We start from the raw sequence: 21819 nt of genomic DNA on the forward strand, positions 1-21819 counted from the left end.
AGGGCAGTGCATGCTAATGAACATATGGACCGCATCGGTCAAACCCTGGGTGCCCTCTGCCAGACGATCCCAGCAGAGGACACCCGTGTCAGTTCACCCGCTCGGACAACCCGTACTGACGCTCATACGTCCTCAGGGCGGCATCCCATGCTTCCGTGTATTCACTCGGCCCCATACCGAGATCGCCATGTCCACGCACCGCTTCACGGAGCAGTTTGACGAGGTCGGGAACGCTTTCTCGACGTTCCTCCACGTAGCGGCGGAACACCTCGGCGAACTGCTCACCAGTCAACCGCGCCGCATGCGAGGTCACCGGATCGTCCTCAAGCCCCTGCAGCACCGCACACCAGCGACGAGTCAGCTCGTCTGCCTGGGTCGCCCTGATCTTCTGCAACTCGTGCTCGCACTCAAGTCTGATCCGATCCTCCCAGTACGGTCGGAGGCGTTCCCGTACCCGCTCGTCCGGGCTGACGCGAATGAGCACACTGAAGTACGGCAGCGTTCCCTCGCGTGGCCAGCGCTGACCACCGAGACGGCCGTTCAGCGCGCGCTCAAGATCATGCGAGCGGTGAGGTTCGTGTTCGCGTGCCAAGTCAACTGCCCGTTCCCGGACAATCCCGGCGGCCCAGCCCAGGTAGCGCTCGGCGCGGAGCCGAAGCTCCTCGTAGGTCATGTTCTGCGCGGTCCAGTTGAAAACGGCGTGCAGGCGGAAGTCGAACGCGTCTCCCTTCGCCGGCACCAGAATCGGCACCGGGGCATCCTGACGGAACGTCACCGTGGCGGGGACGATCGGCGGTGGCGGGGCGGGAGGGAGGGGGAGCTCAGCCGGCGGAAAGAGTGCATGCCACCAACGACGGCGTTCCATCTGCGTGGGTACGAATGGTTTCGCGCCGGGGCCACCGGCGGGACCCATGGTCATCGCGTCTCCTCATCGATCAGGCGTTGTACGTCGTCGAGCAGGTAGTTGTGGGGCATCACGGGACGCCATACGTGGTGGAGCTGATGGTCCAGGCGATGACGCAGTGCAGGCTGTCCAGCGATCACGTGACGCACGAGCTCCAGGCAGTGGCCGGCGACGGCTGGCTGCCGATCCGCCCGGTCCAGCCAGAATCCGAGGGTCCGCCACGAGCGGTACGCCGTCCACGGCAGGCTGAGGGCGGTCGCCCAGAGCACGGCCAGGTCGACCAGACGAATCGTTCCGTGATCGACCAGGTGCAGCAGTTCCGGCCAGTGCTCTCTGGGCGGCTCCGCCCAGCGGTCAGCGAGCACCCGCAGGGTCCGCGCGGCGTGGAGTTGCACCTCGGGGTCGACGGACGCCGTCCAGTCCACCAGAGCCGGCACGACGCTCGCAGCATGACCGTTTTGATATACCTCGACCAGCCCTCGGACGACGGAGTTGTTCCGTCGCTGCATTCGGGCCTGCGCCACCTGGCGCAACTGCGCCAACGCCGCGTCCGGCCAGAGCCGGGCCAACCCGAGGCTGTACGCGCGCGCCACGGTGTCCTGTAGATGCGCTGCCGGCCCGGCGGCCCACTGATCGAGCTCGGCGCGAACCCGATGACGCAACATCGGCTGCATGGCCATGGCGACCAGCACGATCGCTGCCGCTTGTCGGACCCCAGCCCGCCGTTCCCGGGCCAGTTCCCCCACCGTGTCGAGGGCCGCCTGCACATCGCGCGTCGCCGACCATCCGATGCCCCCGGCGGCGGCCTGCCGGACCGGCGGAAGGCCCCCTCGGATCAGGTCTGCGAGCCAGTCGAGGAGCTGTCCGGGCGACCACCACTCAGTCCACGCGACTTCCAGCAGTGCCGACCGGATTGACTCGGTACCCGCCGGGAAGTCGATCCGGCACCCGCCCGGCACACGCGCGTCGGGCACCCGTGCGACGGCTTGGCTCAGCGTCGGCCCCAACAGCGCGTCGATCACCGACCCGCGGAGGGGTGCACCTGTCGGCGCCACCTCGTGGAAGTCCCGTCGGGCCAGACGTTGAGCTGCCTCGTGTATCTCGGCAACGGGTTGTCCGGCAAGCACGGCGCAGGAGAGTCGGAACGCTCGCGCCTCCTCGTTGGTGAACCCGTCGATCTCCTCGCCGCCGCGTCGCATGTCGAGGATCTCGACGGCCCGCTCCCGAAGTTGAAGCGGCAGAAACTGCTCCAGCCGCTCGGCCAGGGCACCAGCCTTGGGAACGGTGGGAGCGATCGTCGCAACGACCTTCAGGACCTCGCTGGGTCGAGGCTCTCCGGCCAGGTAGGCCGACAACAGTGGGTGTCCGACGCAGTCCAGATCCACATACCGCTCCAGGCAGCGTCCGTCGCAGGTGTCCGTGCACCAGCCGACACACTGCCCTCTGAGCTGATGGCGAAGTTGCGTCCGGAACACCTCGGCTGCCGGGGCCGGGCGATGATCCACGACGTGGCCGACGAAGTCGTGCTTCCGCTGGGAGAAGTCACCGACCAGGACCACCGTCGTGCCCGAGGTCGCGGCCCTGGCGGCCAGCGCCACCAGTGTGAATCCGTCGACCGCGCGGAGAAGCACCTCGCTCAGTCGGACCACGTAGCCGTGCCCTGCGGGCAACGACGCCCCCGCGCCGAGCAGATCGGACAACTGATCGACGCCGCCGAGCACACAGACCCGGTCGAATCCGTGTCTGCGGGCGACCGCCAGGGTGGCCGAAGTAAACCGTCCACTCCCGACCGAACCGGAGAGGCAGACCAGATGGTGATGCTGGAGATGATGGTCGAGGCGCTGGTCACTGGGCGTGTACGCGTATCCGCTGGCAATCTCGCGCACGCTGGCCTCGACAAGTGTTTCGAACCATACGCGCCCTGCGCCGTCGGATCGCGCAGTGGTGAGGTTGACCGTCCCGATCGCAACGGCGCCATGACCGGTAGCGTTTTGCCCCTGAACCTGAACATCGCCGACATCGATGCCGCCCGAGCCACCCAGCAGGCCAGCCAGCCGACGCAGCACGTCCGCAGGGTCGAGAAGGTCTTCGGGTTCATCCGCCTCCTCCTCCAGTGGCTCATCGGGCGGCTCCTCCGCCGAGCCCGGCTCACCCTCGCCATCGACGGAACCCGTGACTGTCGATCCGTCCCGCGATCCGCCGAGCACACCATCGCTGGCGTCGCCGAGCGGGCCATCGACAGAGCGCTCATCCGACACGTCGTGCAGAAGGTTCTCCAGCTTCCGCTCAGTGCCAGCGGAGGCAGGGAGGCGCTGATCGATCATTGGGGATTGCCTCGCCTCGTGCCGACGTTCGCGTCGCGACCGACCGAGCCGATCGCCGTCGCACCCTGGCCGATCGCGTTCTGCCCCTTGACGCGGATGTCGCCGGTACGAATCCCACCGTGATCGGTTCCGCTGTTGGCTGGCTTAACCTCCGCGTTGTCCGTCGGCTTCTCGACAGCCTGGGCAGGGCCCTCCCCAACGGTCGGCACGACGCCCGGGATCGGGGTGCCGCTGAGATCCTCGTCCACCACACAGAGCCAGGCGTACTCGCGGAATTCCTTGTCCGGATGGGCCACCTCGATCCGCACGAAACGCTCGGGCCGCATCTCTTCCGGATACTCGCTGACCACGTCCCGGAAGATCTCGGTCGAGACGACGAGCGCCACCCCGGCCTCGGGAAAGGCGGCCAAGGCCTTCTTGACCGGATCGGCCTCGCACAGGCGACAGACGAAAACGACGGCGTTGCCGGGGAAGCCGTTCGCACCGTCCAGGTGCACCAAACCCTGGTGCACGGCCACCCGGAGTCGGATCCGGGCAACGGGGAGGCGGCTGCTGTTGTGGCTGCGCAGCCGCCGGTTCAGCTCTGGCACGAACTTACCGATGACACGGGCCTCGGACACCTCGCGGGGCACGATTGCCAGCTCGCCGTCGCCCGCCTGCTGAGTAGTCCAGGCCACGCGGTCCAGGCCGACAGCGCCAGCGGCCTCGTGCAGCAGCTCTCGGAAATGCCGTTGCGCCTCATACTGCTGCAGGTTGCTGCGTCGGCTGTACCGTTCCATATCCACAGAGATCAACAGTCGCCGCTCGGGATGTTGCATCAAGCTCCCGCCCTTCGTCACCCGGCTCGCCCAACGAGCGAGCACCGCAGGAGCCATCGAACAGCCGGGGACTGTTCGGGATCCCGTAGAAGTACGGCATCCACTCGGGCTGTCGAGAAACGGTCATCCCGTTCTGTTCGGGAGTCAGCTACGCGCCCGGACGATGTCCTTGTCGCATGAGGACGAATCTGTTTGAGCTGCTGCTGGCCCTCGAATGGTCACCGATGGCTGTGCTGGTGTTGATGGCCGTCCGCCTGTTGGTCGAAATTGTCGCCGTCACAGGGGCATCGCGCTGCGCACAGGAACGGCTACGCTTCGGCGGCTGCCAGTGGAGGAGGCTGAGGCCGCAGATGCGACAATCACGCGAGCTGTCTGGCGGCGAGTGGCCCTACGGCACGTTCCTGCAACGGCTCGCGCCGTCAGTTCGCATGACGCTCCTGGCGCTCGGCGTTCGTCGTCAGGTTCCCGCCGGGCAAATTGTGATCCATGAGGGCACGCGGGAGTCCCATCTGGTGCTCCTCGAAGAGGGCCTGACAAAGGTGACGGCGTCTCTACCGGACGGTCGGTCCGCTCTGCTGTCGCTCCGGGTCGGTGGTGATCTCGTGGGCGAGATGTCCGCGCTGAACAACGCACCCCGCTCCGCGACCGTCACAACCTGCGGGCCCGCAAGGTACAGCGTGATCCAGCCGGACCGGTTCAAGCGGTTCCTGAAGGAACATCCGGACGCAGCCCTCGAACTCGCCGCGATGGTGTCCGACCGGCTGCGCTGGTCCAATCGACGGCGGATCGACTTCACCTCGTACCCGGTGAAACTGCGTGTCGCACGAGTGGTCGCGGAACTGTGCCGGACCCACGGTCGACAAGGGCCTGACGGGGTCATCATCGACGTCCGACTCACGCAGCCCGACCTGGCCACCATCTGCGGCGCCTCCGAGACCTCCATCCAGAAGGCTCTGCGGGAGCTACGGACCGACGGACTTGTCGACACCGATTACCGCCGGATCACTGTCCGCGATCTGGCAGGTCTGCGAAAGCTCGGCAACCTGGAATCCAGCGAAGACTGACGGGCCTCCTCCTGCCCGTCCGCAGGAGGAGGCCCGTCGACTCCGTCAGGCGCCGCGCAGAGTCGCGCCGAGGCGTTCCGCCGCGACGGCGACCGCCGCGTCCCGTGCCGCGACCGCCTCCTCCACGGTCAGCGTCCGGTCCGGTGCCCGGAAGGTCAGCTTGTACGCCAACGACCGGCGACCGTCGCCGAGCTGCGCGCCGGAGTACACGTCGAACAGCCGTACGTCCTCCAGCAGCTCACCAGCGCCCGCCTCCAGCGCACGGCGCACCTGCTCGGCCGGCACCGAGTCGTCCACCACCAGGGCCACGTCGATGAGCGCCGGCGGGAAGCCGGACACCGTCGGCGCGGGCGTCACCGGGGTCGGCGGCAGCACGTCGAGGTCCAGCTCCATCGCGCAGGTGCGCCGGGGCAGCTCCAGCGCCGCGACCACCACCGGGTGCAGCTCACCGGCGTGCCCGACGACCGCGCCGTCGACCCGCAGCTCGGCGCAGCGGCCCGGGTGCCACGGCGCGTACTCGGCCGCCCGCACCTCGACCCGCTCGTCGGGGATCCCAGCGGCGTCGAGCACGTCACGGGCCGCCTCGATCGCGTCCGCCCAGCCGGCCGGTCGACCCGGACCCCACCAGCCGGCCGGGTCGAGGTCGCCGGCGAGCACCACCGCGACGTGCACGGGCTGCGCCGGCACCACCGCGTCGGCGGCCGCGAACTCCGCGTCGGTGGGACGCCGGTCGACGCCCATCGCCGGCGGGCTGCCGGCGCCGACGCGCGGGTGGAAGACCGCGCCGATCTCGTAGAGGGCGAGGTCGCGGTGACCCCGACCGAGGTTGCGCTTGAGGATGCCGAGCAGCGGGCCGAGCAGCGTGGTGCGCAGCAGCGGCTCCTCCTCGGACAACGGGTTGGCCAGCCGCACCGCGGGCCGACGCGGGTCGTCGGCCGCCAGGCCGAGCTGGTCGGCCAGCTCCGGCGACACGAACGGGTGCGCGAGCACCTCCACGTACCCCCGCTCGGCAAGCGACCCGGCGACCGCCCGGCGGCGACGCTGGCGCGGGGTCAGGCCGCGGCCGGGAGGCGCGGTCGGCAGCACCGACGGCACCCGGTCGTACCCGTCGAGGCGGACCACCTCCTCGACCAGGTCGGCCGGGTCGGTCAGGTCGGGCCGCCAGGTCGGCGGGGTGACGCTCAGCACCGTCCCGGCGCCGCCGGCCACGCCGACCGCGCCCGGGTCCTCGGACAACCGGTCCGCGCCCTGCGCGACGGTGCAGCCGACCCGCTCCAGCAGGGCGACCACCCGCGCCGGCGGGTACTCGACGCCGACCCGCCGGGTCGGCAGGTCCGCCGGCAGGGTGATCGGGGTACGCGGCCGGACGTGGTCGATGTCCAGGACCTCAGCGCCGGGGGTGCCGCCGCCGTGCTCGGTGAGCAGCCGCACGGCATGCTCCAGCGCGACAAGCGCCACGGCCGGGTCGACGCCCCGCTCCCAGCGCTTCGCGGCCTCGCTGAACAACTTGTGCCGGCGGGCCGTACGCCCGACCATCGCGGCGTCCCAGTGCGCCGCCTCGAAGAGCACGTTCGTGGTGTCGGCGACGACCTCGCTGGTCTCGCCGCCCATCACCGCCGCGAGCGAGATCGGACCAGTGTCGTCGCAGATCACCATGTCGTCGGCGGTGAGCACCCGGTTGACGCCGTCGAGGGTGGTCAGCTTTTCCCCCGCCTCGGCGCGGCGGACCACGAGCGGCCCGACGATCCGGTCGGCGTCGAAGGCGTGCATCGGCTGACCCAGTTCCAGCATCACGTAGTTGGTGATGTCCACCGGCAGCGAGATGCTGCGGATGCCGGCGGTGACCAGTCGCTGCCGCATCCACGACGGGGTGGGCGCGCTCGGGTCGACGCCCCGGACCAGCCGGGCGGAGAACCTGTCGCAGCCGACGGTGTCGCGGACCTCCACCGGGTACGCCGGCGCCTCGGTGCCGGTCGGCGCGGGCATCAGGGCCGGGTCGCGCAGCGGCACGTCGAACGCGTGCGACAGCTCCCGGGCCAGACCGCGCAGGCTCAGCGCGTACCCCCGGTCGGGGGTGATCTCCAGGTCGAGCACGACGTCGTCGAGGCCGACCACCGGGCGCGCGTCGTCGCCGGGCTTTGCCGTCACGTCCGGCGGCAGCACGATGATGCCGGAGTGGTCGTCGCCCAGGCCTAGCTCCTTCGCCGAGCAGATCATGCCCGCCGAGTTGTGCCCGTACGTCTTGCGGGCGCCGATGGCGAAGCCGCCGGGCAGCACACCGCCGGGCAGGATCACCACCACCCGGTCACCGACGGCGAAGTTGCGCGCCCCGCAGACGATCTCCTGCGGCTCGCCGGTGCCGTTGGCGGCACCCACGTCGACCCGGCAGAACCGGATCGGCTTCTTGAAGCCGGTGAGCTCCTCGATCTCGCGCACCTCACCGACGACGAGCTGACCGGTGACGGTCTCGGCCAGGTCCACTGCGGACTCGACCTCGATGCCGAGGTCGACCAGGGCCTGCTCCAGGTCACCGGTGGGCAGGTCGGCGGGGAGGTCGACGTACTCCCGAAGCCAACTGACTGAAACTCGCATGACGTCAGACCACCGTTCCCATGTCTCGTACCCGCATCGCCTACGCCTCGGTCCCGAGCGCGCGGCTGAACCGCACGTCGCCCTCGAAGAGATGGCGGATGTCGCTGACCCCGTGCCGGACCATCAGGGTCCGGTCGATGCCCATCCCGAACGCGAAGCCGGAGTAGACCTCCGGGTCGACGCCGCAGGCGCGCAGCACCCGCGGGTTGACCATGCCGCAGCCACCCCACTCGACCCACTGCGGGCCGTCGCGGTGCTCCGGGAACCACACGTCGAACTCCGCCGACGGCTCGGTGAACGGGAAGTAGTGCGGCCGCCACCGGGTCTTCGCCTCCGGGCCGAACATCGCCCGGGCGAAGTGGTCGAGCGTGCCCCGCAGGTGCGCCATCGTGATGCCCTTGTCGACCACCAGGCCCTCGGCCTGGTGGAACACCGGGCTGTGCGTGGCGTCGATCTCGTCGGTGCGGTAGACGCGACCGGGCACGATCACGTAGATCGGCGGCTTCCGACTGAGCATCGTGCGGGTCTGCACCGTGGAGGTGTGCGTCCGCAGCACCAGGCCGGAGCCCTCCGGTGCGATGTGGAACGTGTCCATCAACCCGCGCGCCGGGTGGTCGGCGGGGATGTTCAACGCGTCGAAGTTGACCCACTCCAGGTCGACCTCGGGCCCCTCGGCCACCTCGTAGCCCATCCCGACGAACAGGTCGCTGATCGACTCCATCAGGGTGCTCAGCGGGTGTCGGGCGCCCCGGGGACGCCTGTCGAAGGGCAGGGTGACGTCCACCCGCTCCTCGACCAGCACCCGCTGGGCCTGCTCACGCTCCAGCACCTCGGCGCGGTCGGTGTACGCGGTCTCGATCGCCCGGCGGGCCTCGTTGACCCGCTTGCCGGCGTCGGACTTCGCGGCCGGCGGCAGCGCGCCGATCTCCCGGCGCGCGAGGGAGACCGGTGACCGGTCACCGAGGTGCACCGAGCGCAGCGCGGTCAACGCGTCCGGGTCGGCGGCGGCCGTGAACGCCTTCGTGGCGTCCGCGACAGCCTCGTCCAGGGCGGCGGGGTCGAGCAGGGCGACCTGCTTCGGGTCGTACGGATCGTTGCGGTAGCTCATGGCGTACGGGCACTCCCTCACGGCGGCGCCAGCCCTCAGCGGGGCGGCTAGGCGAGTCTACGGACGCGCGGCTGTGCCGCAGCCCGCCGGTAGGAGTTGTGCAGGAAGCAGGTCAGGCCCGCCGCCCGCCGACACCGGCGGGCTGGCTAAACGAACGCCGTGGCGCGTTCATGGACGGACGCTCCCCTGCTGTCAGTGCGCCGGGCGTGATCACCCTCAGCGCTGTGCTCTCGCTGAAGCGTACAGGCATACCGCCGCTGCGGCAGCCAGGTTGAGGCTCTCCGCGCGCCCGTACAACGGCACCCGCACCCGGGCGTCGGCGGCGGCTGTCAACTCCTCGGGCAGGCCGTGCGCCTCCGAGCCGAACAGCCATGCGGTGGGCCCGACGAGCCGGCCGTAGTCGGTCAGGTCGTCCAGGTCGCTGTCGCCGTACCCCGTGGTGGCGAAGATCGACAGCCCGGCGGCGCGCAGCGCGTCGACCACTGCGGCCGGGTCGGCGGCGCGCACCACGTCCAGGTGGAAGAGGCTGCCGGCGGACGCCCGCACACACTTGCCGTTGTAGGGGTCGACGGCGTCGCCGGCGAAGACCACAGCGCCCGCACCGGCCGCGTCGGCGGTGCGCAGCACCGTGCCGGCGTTGCCCGGATCACGGATCTCGGCGAGCACCGCCACCAACCGGGGGGCCTTCGCGAGGGCCTGCTCCAGCGACACGTCCAGGTGCCGGCAGACGGCGACCAGCCCCTGCGGGGCGACGGTCTCGGTGAGCGCGGCGAGGGCGTCGTCGGTCACCTCGGAGACCGGCACGTCGGCGCGGGCCGCCGTGGCGGCCAACTCCGGGTGCCGGTCGAGCGCGGCGGGCGTACCGAACAACTCGGTGACCACCCCCGGCCGCGCCAGGGCCTCGCGGACCGCCTGCGGTCCCTCGGCCAGGAACCGGCCGGCGGCGTCGCGGTCGCGCCGGCGCTGCAACCGCCGGGCGGCGACAACCCTGGGGGTACGCGGGGTGAAGGCCATGGTGTTTGTTCCTCCGACACGATCGAGGCGCCTCCCGGACGGCGGTGCCGACGCGGGAGACGCCTCGCTCTGGTGCGTGGGGATCAGGCGGCCTGAGCCGCCGCGCCGCCGGTGCCCTCGGCCGTGACCGCGGCCCGGGCCAGCTCGACGATCGCCGCGAAGGAAGCGGCGTCGTTGACAGCCATGTCGGCCAGGATCTTGCGGTCGACCTCGATGCCAGCCAGACGCAGGCCCTGGATCAGGCGGTTGTAGGTCATCCCGTTCGCCCGGGCGCCCGCGTTGATCCGCTGGATCCACAGCTGCCGGAAGTCGCCCTTGCGGTCGCGACGGTCCCGGTAGGCGTACTGCATCGAGTGCAGCACCTGCTCCTTGGCCTTGCGGTACAGCCGGGAGCGCTGACCGCGGTAACCGCTCGCGGTCTCCAGCAGGGTACGACGCTTCTTCTGGGCGTTCACAGCCCGCTTGACGCGTGCCATCTCAACTCCTTAAAACGTAAAGGTGGCGCGCGTCAGCGGCCGAGCAGCTTCTTGATGCGCTTGACGTCGGCCTTGGCCACCTCGACCGTGCCGGTCAACCGGCGGGTACGGGTGGAAGACTTGCCCTCCAACAGGTGGCGCTTGCCGGCCTGCTCGGCCACGATCTTGCCACGGCCGGTCACCTTGACCCGCTTGCCCATACCCGTGTGGCTCTTCATCTTCGGCATGTGGAACGTCTTCTCCCCTGTTACTCGCCGCTGGTGTCGGCGGCGAGGCCGGTGTTACCGGCTGCTGCGGTCTCGCCGACCGCTGCGGTCTCATCGGCTTCCGGAGCGGCGGACTCGTCCGCTGCCCGGTCCCGAGGTGCACCGCGGGACGCCGTGGCGGCCACCGCGGAGGCCTTGACGGCCCGGTGCGGAGCGAGAACCATGATCATGTTTCGGCCGTCCTGCTTGGGAGCGGCCTCGACGTATCCCAGGTCCGTGATCTCGGATTCGAGCCGACGCAGGAGCCGGTAGCCCAGCTCCGGGCGGCTCTGCTCGCGACCGCGGAACATGATCGTCACCTTGACCTTGTCGCCCGCCTTGAGGAACCGCACCACGTGACCCTTCTTGGTCTCGTAGTCGTGCGGGTCGATCTTCGGCCGAAGCTTCATTTCCTTGATGACGGTCTGCTGCTGGTTACGCCGCGCTTCGCGCGCCTTCAGTGCGCTCTCATACTTGAACTTGCCGAAGTCCATGAGCTTGCACACCGGCGGGCGCGCCATCGGCGCAACCTCGACCAGGTCCAGATCGACGTCCGCGGCCAGCTGAAGGGCGCGCTCCAGCGGGACGATGCCCACCTGCTCACCCTCGGGGCCGACCAGTCGGACCTCACGTGCCCGGATCTGCTCGTTCACGCGTGGTTCGACGCTGATGGGGCCTCCTCGAGTCGTTTCTGCTCAGGTACCGACCCCGGCGGCTCCCAGGTGGGAACCGACCTGGAAAGCAGAAGGCCCCGGCGCATGCCAGGGCCCGCTCGACCGGTCGGCGTGATCACAGGATCACACGTCCGGTGCCGGGACGTGCCCGGAACCGGTGACCGGACCCGGCCACCGTAGCGGCGACTCGGGTGGGAGCAGGCGCTCCGCTTTCAAGGCTGCCTGCTCGCATGCGGAGACAGCCCGGTCGACTCGATAACACTACACCCGCGCCCCGGCCGCCCCCAAACCGGGCACACCCGAGCCACGCTGGGCCTACTCACCCGCCAACCGCCACCCGAACGGCGCTGCCCGCCGCCGCCGCGCCGACCGCGCGCCACCACCGAGCCGCCACCGCCACCGCGCCGCCGGCGCTCGACCGCGCCCCGCGCCGCCGCCCGCGCCTTGGTTGATCAAGATCCGAGCAGCTTCACCGATAGTGCTGCCTCCGACGGGCGTGAAGCAGCAGTTTCGGTGATGTTGCTCGGATCTTGGACCGCTGGGTCGTCGGGTAAGCGGTCAGCGACCGCTGGCGCGCTCGGCGAGACGGGCCTGGTGCGCCTCGTGCAGTCGCCGCAGCGCGCGGACCCCGTCGACGGCAAGCTCCTTGTCGGCGGCCTGCAGCGCGACCAGCGGCAGGAGATCATCGTCATGCAGCTCCAGGCTGGCCCACGGCGCGCCCCTGTCGAAACGGACTCCCCGGACAACCTCCCAGGGCAGCTCGTAGGAGCTGATGACGTTGCGGACCCGAATGCCACGAGCGTCCGCCTCCACCCGGGGTCGGGTGAACAACAGGAAGCCCAGCGCCCCGAAGATGCCCAGGCCGATCATGGCGATCTGGTCGCCGCGCTGGAAGCTGCCGTAGCCGTCGCCGGTCGGCCCACTCAGCGACGTGGCGACAAGGCCGAACACCACTACCAGGGCAACCGCCGCCGACCAGCAGACCACGCGGATGCGGCGGGGCTTCAGTCTGACCAGCTCGGTTTCACTCACCCCACCAGTCTGCCACCCGCGCTCGTCCATCAGACGCACCACCCGCCGAGCCACCACCCCGAGCCCGCCCCCCGAACCCCCGGTCCGGCCCAGGTCCCGGCCCAGGCTCTGGCCGCGGTCTCCGGGCGCGGCCGTCGGACGCCTCGCGCCACCCCGCGCCGACGCGACAGATCCACTCGACATCAGCGAAACGGGGGTGTCCCTGGCGTGCGGACACCCCCGTTTCAGCGAACCCGAGTGGATCAACCGCCGGGGTGCTTCGCGGACCGGCGCGATCAGAGCCGGCAGGCGTGGATGTTGGTGACGAGGATGGCGCGGGCGCCCAGCTCGTACAGCTCGTCCATGATGCGGTGGACGTCGTCACGGAGCACCATCGCCTGCACCGCCACCCACCCCTCGCGGTGCAGCGGCGACACCGTGGGTGACTCGATGCCGGGGGTGAGCCCGCTGGCCCGTTCCAGCAGACCGGCCGGCACGTCGTAGGCGAGCATCACGTAGCGGCGGGCGACCAGCACACCGTGCAGGCGGCGCAGCAACTGCGCGGCTTGCGGGTGGGCCGGCGCGGCGGCCCGGCGGACCAGCACCGCCGACGAGCGCAGCAGCGGCTCGCCGAACACCACGAGGCCCGCCTGACGCAGGGTGGCGCCGGTCTCCACGACGTCCGCGATCACGTCGGCGACGCCGAGGCGTACGGCGTTCTCCACCGCGCCGTCGAGGCGGATCACGTCGGCCTTGACGCCCACCTCGCCGAGGTGCCGCTCGACCAGCCCGGGGTACGCGGTGGCGATCCGGTGCCCGCCCAGGTCCCGCACGGAGGCGATGTCGTCGGGGCGGGCGGCGAAGCGGAAGGTGGCCTGACCGAAGGCGAGGTCGACGACCTCCTCCGCCGGCGCGGCCGAGTCGATCAGCAGGTCCCGGCCGGTGATCCCGAGGTCGAGGTCACCGGACCCGACGTAGGTGGCGATGTCCTTGGGGCGCAGGTAGAAGAATTCGACGTCGTTGGCCTCGTCGCGGCAGACGAGGTCCTTGGGGTCGGTGCGCTGGCGGTAGCCCGCCTCGCGCAGCATCTGGGCGGCCGGCTCGGCCAGGGTGCCCTTGTTGGGAATGGCGACACGCAGCATGACGGGAGTGCTCCTTCGATCCGGATGGCGATCAACGGGGTGAGGGGCACTCACAGATGTCGGTAGACGTCCTTGAGGTCGAGACCGCTGGCGAGCATGAGCACCTGGACCTGGTAGAGCAACTGGGAGATCTCCTCGGCGGTGCGCTCCGGCCCCTCGTGCTCGGCGGCCATCCACGACTCGGCCGCCTCCTCGACGACCTTCTTGCCGATGAAGTGCACGCCCTTCTCCAGGGCGGCGACGGTGCCCGAGCCCGGGGTGCCGGCGGCGGCCTTGGCCTGCAGCTCGGCGAACAACTCCTCGAACGTCTTCACGGTCGACGATTCTTCCAGCCGCCGGGACGACACCCCGCGTCCGGGTCCGCCGAAATCCAGCAAGCGGACAATTCCCTATCAACATGGTGGGATAAAGCCCCAAGCAGACCGATCGATACCTCTACGCTGTCGGCCATGGCCAGCAGCTCACGTCTCCTCGCGCTCACCCTCGCCGGTGCCGTCGTCGTAGCCACCGCCGGATGCGCGCCACAGGTCGAGAAACCGACCCCCACTGTCATCGCGTCCTGCGCCAAGGACAGCCTGCCCACGCGTACGCCGGGCAAGCTCACCATCGCCACCGACCAACCCGCTTACGAGCCGTGGTTCGCCAAGGACAAGCCGGACAACGGCGAGGGCTTCGAATCCGCCGTCGCGTACGCGGTGGCCGAGAAGCTCGGCTACGCCCACGCGGATGTCACCTGGACCCGGGTCAAGTTCGACACCGCCATCGCACCCGGACCGAAGGACTTCGACTTCGACATCAACCAGTTCTCCATCACCGAGGAGCGCAAGCGGGCTGTCGACTTCTCCGCACCGTACTACCTGGTCCGGCAGACCGTGATCGCGTTGAAGTCCTCCAAGATCGCCGGCCGGAAGTCGTTGGCGGAACTCCGTGACGCCCGGCTCGGCGCCCAGGTCGGCACCACCAGCTACCAGGCGATCACCGACGTGCTCAAGCCGACCAGGAAGCCTCAGGTCTACAACAGCAACGACGACGCCAAGAAGGCCCTGCAGAACGGGCAGGTCGACGGTCTGGTGGTGGACCTGCCGACCGCCTTCTACATCACCGGCGCGGAGATCACCGACGCGACGATCGTCGGGCAGGTGCCGCAGGTCGGCACGCCCGAGGCCTTCGGGTTGCTGCTGGACAAGAACTCGCCGCTGACCTCCTGCGTCACCGGCGCCGTCGGTCAGCTCAGCGAGGCGGGCACGCTGAAGCAGCTGGAGCAGAAGTGGCTCGCGCAGGTGGCGGGAGCGGCCGAGCTGCGGTGACCCCGCTCGATCACGTTCCCTCCGAGGCGCAGCGGCGGCGGTCGGCGTACCGGAGGCGGCAGACCGTCTACAGCGTGCTTGTCGCGGCCTGCTCCACGGCGGTGCTCGGCACGCTGCTTGTCGTCGCGGTGACGGGCGCGCCCGGCTGGGACCGGGTCCGGCAGTCGTTCCTGGACCCGACGATCGCCCGCGACGCGCTGCCGGCGGTGTTGAGCGGGCTCTGGCTCAACGTCCGACTGCTGGTCTGCTGTGCGGTCGGCGCGCTGCTGCTCGGGCTGGTGATCGCCGTGCTGCGGACGCTGCGCGGGCCGGTCTTCTTCCCGGTCCGGGCGCTGGCCGCCGGCTACACCTACACCTTCCGCGGCCTACCGCTGATCATCGTGCTGTACCTGCTCACCCTCGGCGTGCCGGGGCTGCGCCTGCAGGGCATGCCGCCGGTGCTGGTGCTGGGTGGGATCGCGTTGGTCCTCACCTACGGCGGTTACCTCGCTGAGGTGTTCCGGGCCGGCATCGAGTCGGTGCATCCCAGCCAGCTCGCGGCGGCCCGTTCGCTGGGCCTGACCTACCGGCAGACGATGCGGCACGTGGTCCTGCCGCAGGCCGTCCGCCGGGTGGCGCCACCGCTGCTCAACGACGTGGTGGCGTTGCAGAAGGACGTCGGGCTGGTCTCGCTCGCCGGGCCGATCGACGCGGTCCGCGCCGCCCAGATCGCCACCGCCCAGACCTTCAACTACACGCCGTACGTGGTGGCGGGGGTGCTCTTCGTGCTGCTCGCGATCCCACTGATCGCGGTCACCGACTGGGTGACGCTGCGCGCGGCCCGCCGACAGTCGGGAGGCTGACCATGGCTGTGCTGCGCTGCCGGGGCCTGCGCAAGGAGTTCGCGGGCCGGGTCGTGCTCGACCACCTCGACCTGACGGTCGCCGAGCATCAGGTGGTCGCGCTGATCGGGGCCTCCGGTTCGGGTAAGTCCACCCTGCTGCGCTGTGTGAACCTCCTGGACGACCTCGACGACGGCACCATCGAGCTGGACGGGGAGGACATCTCCGATCCCCGGGTGGACCCGGACCGGGTCCGCCGGCGGATCGGGATGGTGTTCCAGGCGTACAACCTCTTCCCGCACCTGAGCGTGTTGGACAACATCACCCTGGCGCCGCGGCGCGTACACCGGCGGGCCCGGGCGGAGGCGGAGGCGCAGGCCCGGGAGTTGCTCGACCGGGTGGGTCTCGGTGCCCGGGCGGACGCCTACCCGGACCGGCTCTCCGGCGGGCAGCAGCAGCGGGTGGCGATCGTCCGGGCACTGGCGAACTCACCTCGACTGATGCTGCTCGACGAGATCACCTCCGCGTTGGACCCGGAACTCGTCGGCGAGGTGCTGGCGATGATCCGGGACCTGAAGGCCGACGGCATGACCATGGTGCTCGCCACCCACGAGATGGGCTTCGCCCGTGAGGTCGCCGACCAGGTCTGCTTCCTCGACGCCGGGCGGGTGGTCGAGAGCGGCCCGCCGGAGCAGGTGCTCGGCGAGCCGAGCCAGCCCCGGACCCGGCAGTTCCTGCGCCGGATCATCGAGGCTGGCCGCCTCTGAGACCCGGCCGCCGGTGAAGCCGCGTCAGCCGCCGAAGCCGACCCGCTGGGCGTTGCCCGCCGCCACCGTGCGTACGGCCAGCGCGGCGTCGAGCGCGGCCACGGTGGCGGCCCAGCCCTTGTCCTCGGCCGAGCCGGGCAGACCGGCCCGGTCGCGGGCCTGCTCGATGGTCTCCACGGTCAGCACCCCGTGCGCCACCGGCTTGCCCTCGTCAAGCGCCACCCGGGTCAACCCGTCGGTCACCGAGCGGCAGACGTAGTCGAAGTGCGCGGTGGAACCGCGGACCACCACGCCGAGAGCGACAACCACGTCACAGCGGCGCGCGAGGGCCTGGGCCACCACCGGCAACTCGACCGAGCCGGCCACCCGGGCGACGACGGAACGGGCCCCGCACGCCTCGGCGGCGGCCACGGCCCGCTCCAGCATGTGGTCGGTCAGGTCACCATGCCACCGCGCGGCCACGATCCCGACGGTCAACCCCGCGGCGTCCACCGCGTCGACTCCCGGCTCACCGAAACCCGCCATCGTCATGCTCCGATCTCGTCGTTGGCGACCGGGCGCCCCAGCGGCGCCTCGGACACCTCGTCCAACTCGTCCAGCAGGTGACCCATCCGGTCCCGCTTGGTGCGCAGGTAGCGCAGGTTCTCCGGGTGCGCGCCGGCCGGCAGCCCCTCCCGGCCGGTGATGGTCAACCCGTACCCCTCCAGCCCGGCCCGCTTGGCCGGGTTGTTGGTGAGCAGGCGCATCGAGCGCACGCCCAGGTCGTAGAGGATCTGCGCGCCGGTGCCGTAGTCACGGGCGTCGGCCGGCAGGCCCAGGTCGAGGTTGGCGTCGACGGTGTCGCGGCCGGCGTCCTGCAACTGGTACGCCTGCAGCTTGTGCAGCAGCCCGATGCCGCGCCCCTCGTGGCCGCGCACGTAGAGCACCACGCCCCGGCCCTCGCGGGCGACGCGGGCCAGCGCGGCGTCCAACTGCGGCCCGCAGTCGCAGCGCAGCGAGCCGAACACGTCCCCGGTCAGGCACTCCGAGTGCACCCGGACCAGCACGTCCTGGCCGTCGCCGAGGTCACCCAGCACCATGGCGACGTGTTCGGCCGGGTCGTGCGCGGCGCGGTAGCCCAGCGCCCGGAACACCCCGTGCCGGGTGGGCATCCGGGCGTCCGCGACCAGTTCGACCTGCTTCTCGGTACGCCGCCGGTAGGCGATCAGGTCGGCGATGGTGATCAGCGTGAGGCCGTGCTCGGCGCAGAACTTCTCCAGGTCCGGCACCCGCATCATGGTGCCGTCGTCGTTGATCAGCTCGCAGAGCACGCCCGCCGGGCGCAGCCCGGCCAGCCGGGTCAGGTCGATCCCCGCCTCGGTGTGCCCGGGTCGGCGCAACACCCCGCCCTCGCGGGCGCGCAGCGGCACCACGTGACCGGGCCGGGCCAGGTCGGTCGGGTCGGTCGCCGCGCCGGCGAGCAGCCGGCTGGTGTGCGCGCGGTCGGCCGCCGAGATGCCGGTGCTGATCCCCTCCCGGGCGTCCACGGTCACCGTGTACGCGGTGCCGCGCCGGTCCTGGTTGGTGTGGTGCATCGGCGGCAGGTCGAGGCGGTCGGCCTCGCGCTCGGTCAACGCCACGCAGACGTACCCGGACGTGTAGCGCACCATGAACGCCATCAGCTCCGGCGTGGCCAGCTCGGCCGCGAAGATCAGGTCGCCCTCGTTCTCCCGATCGGCGTCGTCGACCACGACGACCGGCCGGCCGGCGGCGATCTCCGCGATCGCCTGCTCGATATCCCCGAAGCTGGTCACGCTACTGCCTCCGTGTAGATGGGCGTGCGGACGGGCGTCGGCCGGGTGGCGCGCGAGGTGCGCCACCAGGCGGCGAAGCCCCAGGCGCAGATGGCGCCGTAGACCAGGTACATGGCCGCCGACGGATAGAAGCCGCCGCGCAGCAGCAGCGGCACGCCGACCGCGTCCACCGCGATCCAGAGCAGCCAGAACTCCACCCAGCCACGGGCCATGCCGTAGGTGGCCAGCAGGCTGCCGGTGAGGATCCAGGCGTCGGGCAGCGGACCCCACGAGCCCAGCGCCTTGAGCACCGGGTACGCCGCGGCGGTGCCGACCACCGCGGTCAGCAGCAGCATCAGCCGCTCCCGCCCGGTGGCCCAGCGCGGGACGACCGCCGCCTGACCGGCGTCGGCGCGACGGTTGCGCTGCCAGCGCCACCAGCCGTAGACGCTCACCGCGAAGAAGAACACCTGCCGGCCGGCCTGCCCGTACAGGTCGTGCTCCTGCGGGGTGGCGAACACCCCGCCGAGGAAGACGGTGAGCAGCAGCGCGTTGCCGACCATCCCGACCGGCCACGCCCAGACCAGCCGGCGCAGCCCGAGCAGCGCGGAGACCAGTCCGAAGGCGTTGCCGACGATCTCCCGGGCCAGCACCGGCGAGCCGGCCACCTCCACCTGGGCGTCCAGCAACCAACCGAGCGGACCCATCAGGCCACCTCGCTCGGGTCCACGGCCGCCCCGGGGGCGTCGGTGAGCCGGTTGCCGAGCAGCCGCTCGACGTACTTGGCCAGCACGTCGACCTCCAGGTTGACCGGGTCGCCGACACCCTTGGCGCCGAGCGTGGTCAGCTTGAGCGTGGTCGGGATCAACCCGACGGCGAACTCGTCCGCGCCGACGGCGGCCACGGTCAGCGAGACGCCGTCGATGGTGATCGAGCCCTTCTCCACCACGTACCGGGACAGCGCGGCGGGCAGCCGGAACCGGACGGTCTCCCACTGCTCGGCCGGCTCCCGGGAGATCAGCTCACCGACGCCGTCGACGTGGCCCTGCACGAGGTGCCCGCCGAGTCGGCTGCCGAGGGCGGCGGCCCGCTCCAGGTTGACCGGGTCGCCGACGCTCAGCGCGCCCAGCGCGGAGCGGCGCAGCGTCTCCCCCATCACGTCGGCGGTGAAGACCCCGTCGGTGACGTCCACGACGGTCAGGCAGACGCCGTTGACCGCGATGGAGTCGCCGTGGCGGGCGTCGGACGTGACGAGCGGACCGCGTACGGCGACAAGCGCCGAATCGCCCGCCGTCGCCGTGACCCGGACGATCTCGCCCAACTCCTCGATAATGCCGGTGAACATGTCAGCCCTCCCTTTTGCGGGGCAAAGCGGTGATCCGGAGATCCGGACCGATCTGCGTAACGTCGACGAACTCCAGATCGATGGCCTCGGCGATGGTGGTCACTCCCGCGTCGACAAGGGCGGTCGGGCCGGCGCCGAGCAGCCGGGGCGCGACGTAGGAGACGATCTTGTCGACCAGGCCGGCCCGCAGGAACGCGCCGGCCAGTCGGGGGCCGCCCTCCAGCAGCACCGCGCGGATCCCGCGCTGGTGCAGCGCCGCGAGCAGCGCCGACAGGTCGACCCGGCCGTCCGGGCCGGCCCCGACCTCGTCGGCGGTCGCGATCCACGTCCGCGCGGCGCCGTCGCGGACCCGGGCGTCAACCGGGGTACGCCCCGAGCTGTCCACCACCACCCGCAGCGGCTGCCGGATGGCCAGGCTGCCGTCGCGCAGGTTGCGGGCGGTCAACCGGGGGTCGTCGGCGAGCACGGTGCCCACCCCGGCGAGCACCGCGTCGACGGTGCCGCGCAGCGCGTGCACGTCGATCCGGGCCGCCTCCGAGGTGATCCACATGCTGGTGCCGTCCGCCGCGGCGGAGCGCCCGTCGAGCGTGGCGGCGTACTTCCAGATGACGTACGGCCAGCCGCGGCGCATCGAGGTCAGCCAGGCGACGTTGCCGGCCTCGGCCTCCTCGCCGCGTACCCCGAGATCGACCCGGACCCCGGCGGCGCGCAGGGTGGCGGCGCCCCCGGACGCGACCGGGTTGGGGTCGGGCACGGCGATGACCACCCGGGAGACCCCGGCCTGGACGAGCGCGGAACTGCAGGGGCCGGTGCGGCCGGTGTGGTCGCACGGTTCCAGAGTGACGACCGCGGTGCCGCCCTTGGCGCGTCGCCCGGCCTGGGCCAGCGCGACGATCTCGGCGTGCGGTCCGCCGGCGTACGCGTGGAAGCCCTCGCCCACGACCTGGCCGTCCTCGTCGAGCAGCACGCAGCCGACCACCGGGTTGGGACTGGTGGTGCCGAGCCCGCGTGCCGCCAACTCGATCGCACGCCGCATCGCCTCGTCGACGGAGACGCTGGCCATCGCCCTGCCCTGCCTTCTCACTCGCCGGTCCGCGCGCTGGCGGTCAGGGAGGCTGCGGCCATGGGGCCGCGGGCAGGCGGTGGCGGATTCCGGGAACGGCACAGCCGCCCCCGGAGGGTCGGCACGGCACGCTGAAGCCAGCGGCCGGCTCGGACCCGTCCGTCCCGCGCGCTGTCTCCCATCCGGACTTTCTGGGAGCGGACGAACCGCTCCCAACCGTCGGCCCCGGATTTTCACCAGGTCCACCGGGCGGCAGAGCCGTCCGGGTCGCGGGCTGACCACGGTTGAAGCCGTGGATCACCGCCGGTTCGGAATTTCACCGAGTCCCGCCAGCGCGTGGTGGGTACAGGGCAGTCTTACACGCCGACGGGGGTGCGTCGCCACCCACGCGAGCTACTTCACAGGGGCGTCATGCTCACGTGACACCACGGCGCCGGTCCACCGCGACGTACGACCCCGGTTGGCTCTTGGCGACCGTCTTCATCTCCGAGGCCACCGCGATCGCTTCGAGGGGGTCGGTGAACCGCTTGCCGGCGTCGGAGAGGGACACCCCGATGGAGAGCGTGACCAGGGCGGCGCGGCGGATGGTGCCGCGCCGGTCCTTCAGCTCGACGAAACCGCGCTCGCGGTCGGTGGCGTCGTAGAGCGTGTCGGCCGACTTCTCGAAGTCGACGACCGCACGGGACGTCAGTGGCCGGACCTGGTCCGGGGCGCAGACGATGACGAAGTCGTCGCCGCCCACGTGACCGAGGAAGGCCGGTGGCAGCCCCACCGCCACCACGGCCCGGTGCAGGCTGCGGGCCAGCGCGGAGATGAAATCGTCGCCGCGGACGAAGCCGTACCTGTCGTTGACGCTCTTGAAGCGGTCGATGTCGATGTAGCCGACCGCGTAGTCCACGCCGTGCCGGACCCGGTCGCTGATCTCCCGGCGGATCCGGCTGTTGCCGGGCAGCCCGGTCAGCGGGGACACCTCCCGGAACTCCTTGTTGCGGCGCAGGGTGGACGAGACCCGGGCCACCAGCTCGGCGGTGTCGAACGGCTTGACCAGGTAGTCGTCGGCGCCGGCGCTGAGCCCGTGCACCTTGTCGACTGTCATTCCCTTGGCCGTCAGCATGATCACCGGCAGGGCGGAGGTCATCGGGTCGGCGCGCAGCCGCCGGGTCAGCTCCAGCCCGTCGATGCGGGGCATCATGAGGTCGACCACCGCCAGGTCCGGTCGTTGGCGCTCGATGACCTCCAGTGCCTCCTGGCCGTCGCTGGCGTGGATCACCTCGAAGCCGTGCAACCGCAGGTTGAACTCGACGAAACGAGCGATGTCCTCGTCGTCGTCGACGACGAGGATGATGTCCTTGCGGTCGACCTCGGGCTCCAC

Annotated in this window: 22 protein-coding genes and 1 riboswitch; of the genes, 4 read left to right on the plus strand and 18 right to left on the minus strand. The window is 71.0% G+C overall.

The window, feature by feature from the left end:
* Positions 1-88 precede the first annotated feature (88 nt).
* The 3 genes from AB0F61_RS22275 to AB0F61_RS22285 form a co-directional block, all read right to left on the minus strand.
* Positions 89-751, minus strand: a complete 663-nt coding sequence (locus AB0F61_RS22275) for a hypothetical protein (RefSeq protein WP_357812600.1) — start codon at positions 749-751, stop codon at positions 89-91.
* Positions 752-915: 164 nt separating this feature from the next.
* On the minus strand, positions 916-3228 hold the full coding sequence (locus AB0F61_RS22280) for a hypothetical protein (protein ID WP_357812602.1): 2313 nt from the start codon (positions 3226-3228) through the stop codon (positions 916-918).
* Positions 3225-4046: a hypothetical protein gene (locus AB0F61_RS22285; RefSeq protein ID WP_357812604.1), complete on the minus strand. Its 822-nt coding sequence runs from the start codon at positions 4044-4046 to the stop codon at positions 3225-3227. The genes AB0F61_RS22280 and AB0F61_RS22285 overlap by 4 nt, the downstream gene beginning before the upstream one ends.
* A gap of 176 nt (positions 4047-4222) precedes the next feature.
* Here AB0F61_RS22285 and AB0F61_RS22290 point away from each other — a divergent pair, with 176 nt between their 5' ends.
* Positions 4223-5110: a Crp/Fnr family transcriptional regulator gene (locus AB0F61_RS22290; RefSeq protein ID WP_357812606.1), complete on the plus strand. Its 888-nt coding sequence runs from the start codon at positions 4223-4225 to the stop codon at positions 5108-5110.
* Positions 5111-5155: 45 nt separating this feature from the next.
* Here AB0F61_RS22290 and pheT read toward each other — a convergent pair whose 3' ends face one another.
* From pheT to AB0F61_RS22335, 9 genes are all read right to left on the minus strand, one after another.
* Positions 5156-7702, minus strand: coding sequence for a phenylalanine--tRNA ligase subunit beta (gene pheT, locus AB0F61_RS22295; RefSeq protein WP_357812608.1), 2547 nt, complete (start codon positions 7700-7702; stop codon positions 5156-5158).
* Between the two features lie 40 nt (positions 7703-7742).
* Positions 7743-8810, minus strand: a complete 1068-nt coding sequence (pheS, locus tag AB0F61_RS22300) for a phenylalanine--tRNA ligase subunit alpha (protein ID WP_357812610.1) — start codon at positions 8808-8810, stop codon at positions 7743-7745.
* A gap of 216 nt (positions 8811-9026) precedes the next feature.
* Positions 9027-9824 carry an RNA methyltransferase gene (locus tag AB0F61_RS22305; protein ID WP_357812612.1) on the minus strand — a complete coding sequence of 266 codons (798 nt, stop codon included), beginning with the start codon at positions 9822-9824 and terminating at the stop codon, positions 9027-9029.
* Between the two features lie 83 nt (positions 9825-9907).
* Positions 9908-10300, minus strand: coding sequence for a 50S ribosomal protein L20 (gene rplT, locus AB0F61_RS22310; RefSeq protein ID WP_007458417.1), 393 nt, complete (start codon positions 10298-10300; stop codon positions 9908-9910).
* Between the two features lie 32 nt (positions 10301-10332).
* Positions 10333-10527 carry a 50S ribosomal protein L35 gene (rpmI, locus tag AB0F61_RS22315; protein ID WP_110566082.1) on the minus strand — a complete coding sequence of 65 codons (195 nt, stop codon included), beginning with the start codon at positions 10525-10527 and terminating at the stop codon, positions 10333-10335.
* 20 nt (positions 10528-10547) lie between these two features.
* Positions 10548-11198, minus strand: coding sequence for a translation initiation factor IF-3 (gene infC / locus AB0F61_RS22320; RefSeq protein ID WP_357254880.1), 651 nt, complete (start codon positions 11196-11198; stop codon positions 10548-10550).
* 579 nt (positions 11199-11777) lie between these two features.
* A complete protein-coding gene (locus tag AB0F61_RS22325) occupies positions 11778-12251 on the minus strand; it encodes a PH domain-containing protein (RefSeq protein ID WP_357812615.1) in 474 nt (157 codons plus the stop codon).
* Between the two features lie 275 nt (positions 12252-12526).
* Complete coding sequence (gene hisG, locus AB0F61_RS22330) at positions 12527-13372, minus strand: ATP phosphoribosyltransferase (RefSeq protein WP_357812617.1); 846 nt, start codon at positions 13370-13372, stop codon at positions 12527-12529.
* A 50-nt stretch (positions 13373-13422) separates the two neighbouring features.
* Positions 13423-13704, minus strand: a complete 282-nt coding sequence (locus AB0F61_RS22335) for a phosphoribosyl-ATP diphosphatase (RefSeq protein ID WP_355030129.1) — start codon at positions 13702-13704, stop codon at positions 13423-13425.
* Between the two features lie 117 nt (positions 13705-13821).
* Here AB0F61_RS22335 and AB0F61_RS22340 point away from each other — a divergent pair, with 117 nt between their 5' ends.
* From AB0F61_RS22340 to AB0F61_RS22350, 3 genes are read left to right on the plus strand one after another with little or no spacing between them, the layout of a single operon-like run.
* Positions 13822-14679, plus strand: a complete 858-nt coding sequence (locus tag AB0F61_RS22340) for an ABC transporter substrate-binding protein (protein ID WP_357812619.1) — start codon at positions 13822-13824, stop codon at positions 14677-14679.
* Positions 14676-15521, plus strand: a complete 846-nt coding sequence (locus AB0F61_RS22345) for an amino acid ABC transporter permease (protein WP_357812621.1) — start codon at positions 14676-14678, stop codon at positions 15519-15521. The genes AB0F61_RS22340 and AB0F61_RS22345 overlap by 4 nt, the downstream gene beginning before the upstream one ends.
* A 2-nt stretch (positions 15522-15523) precedes the next feature.
* Positions 15524-16267 (plus strand): amino acid ABC transporter ATP-binding protein, encoded by a 744-nt coding sequence (locus AB0F61_RS22350; RefSeq protein ID WP_357812623.1) that lies wholly within the window; start codon positions 15524-15526, stop codon positions 16265-16267.
* A gap of 24 nt (positions 16268-16291) precedes the next feature.
* Here the strand turns inward: AB0F61_RS22350 and ribH are convergent, their stop codons facing one another.
* From ribH to AB0F61_RS22380, 6 genes are all read right to left on the minus strand, one after another.
* Positions 16292-16792: a 6,7-dimethyl-8-ribityllumazine synthase gene (gene ribH / locus AB0F61_RS22355; RefSeq protein WP_238648758.1), complete on the minus strand. Its 501-nt coding sequence runs from the start codon at positions 16790-16792 to the stop codon at positions 16292-16294.
* 2 nt (positions 16793-16794) lie between these two features.
* Complete coding sequence (locus AB0F61_RS22360) at positions 16795-18060, minus strand: bifunctional 3,4-dihydroxy-2-butanone-4-phosphate synthase/GTP cyclohydrolase II (RefSeq protein ID WP_357812625.1); 1266 nt, start codon at positions 18058-18060, stop codon at positions 16795-16797.
* A complete protein-coding gene (gene pnuC, locus AB0F61_RS22365) occupies positions 18057-18746 on the minus strand; it encodes a nicotinamide riboside transporter PnuC (RefSeq protein WP_357812627.1) in 690 nt (229 codons plus the stop codon). Before pnuC ends, AB0F61_RS22360 begins: the two co-directional genes overlap by 4 nt.
* On the minus strand, positions 18746-19384 hold the full coding sequence (locus tag AB0F61_RS22370) for a riboflavin synthase (RefSeq protein ID WP_357812629.1): 639 nt from the start codon (positions 19382-19384) through the stop codon (positions 18746-18748). Before AB0F61_RS22370 ends, pnuC begins: the two co-directional genes overlap by 1 nt.
* 1 nt (position 19385) lies before the next feature.
* On the minus strand, positions 19386-20447 hold the full coding sequence (gene ribD / locus AB0F61_RS22375) for a bifunctional diaminohydroxyphosphoribosylaminopyrimidine deaminase/5-amino-6-(5-phosphoribosylamino)uracil reductase RibD (RefSeq protein WP_357812631.1): 1062 nt from the start codon (positions 20445-20447) through the stop codon (positions 19386-19388).
* A gap of 166 nt (positions 20448-20613) precedes the next feature.
* Positions 20614-20785: riboswitch (FMN riboswitch) on the minus strand.
* A gap of 77 nt (positions 20786-20862) precedes the next feature.
* Positions 20863-21819: a response regulator gene (locus AB0F61_RS22380; protein WP_357812633.1), complete on the minus strand. Its 957-nt coding sequence runs from the start codon at positions 21817-21819 to the stop codon at positions 20863-20865.

It is taken from the genome of Micromonospora sp. NPDC023888 (genome assembly GCF_040639415.1).
Taxonomy (GTDB): Bacteria; Actinomycetota; Actinomycetes; order Mycobacteriales; family Micromonosporaceae; genus Micromonospora.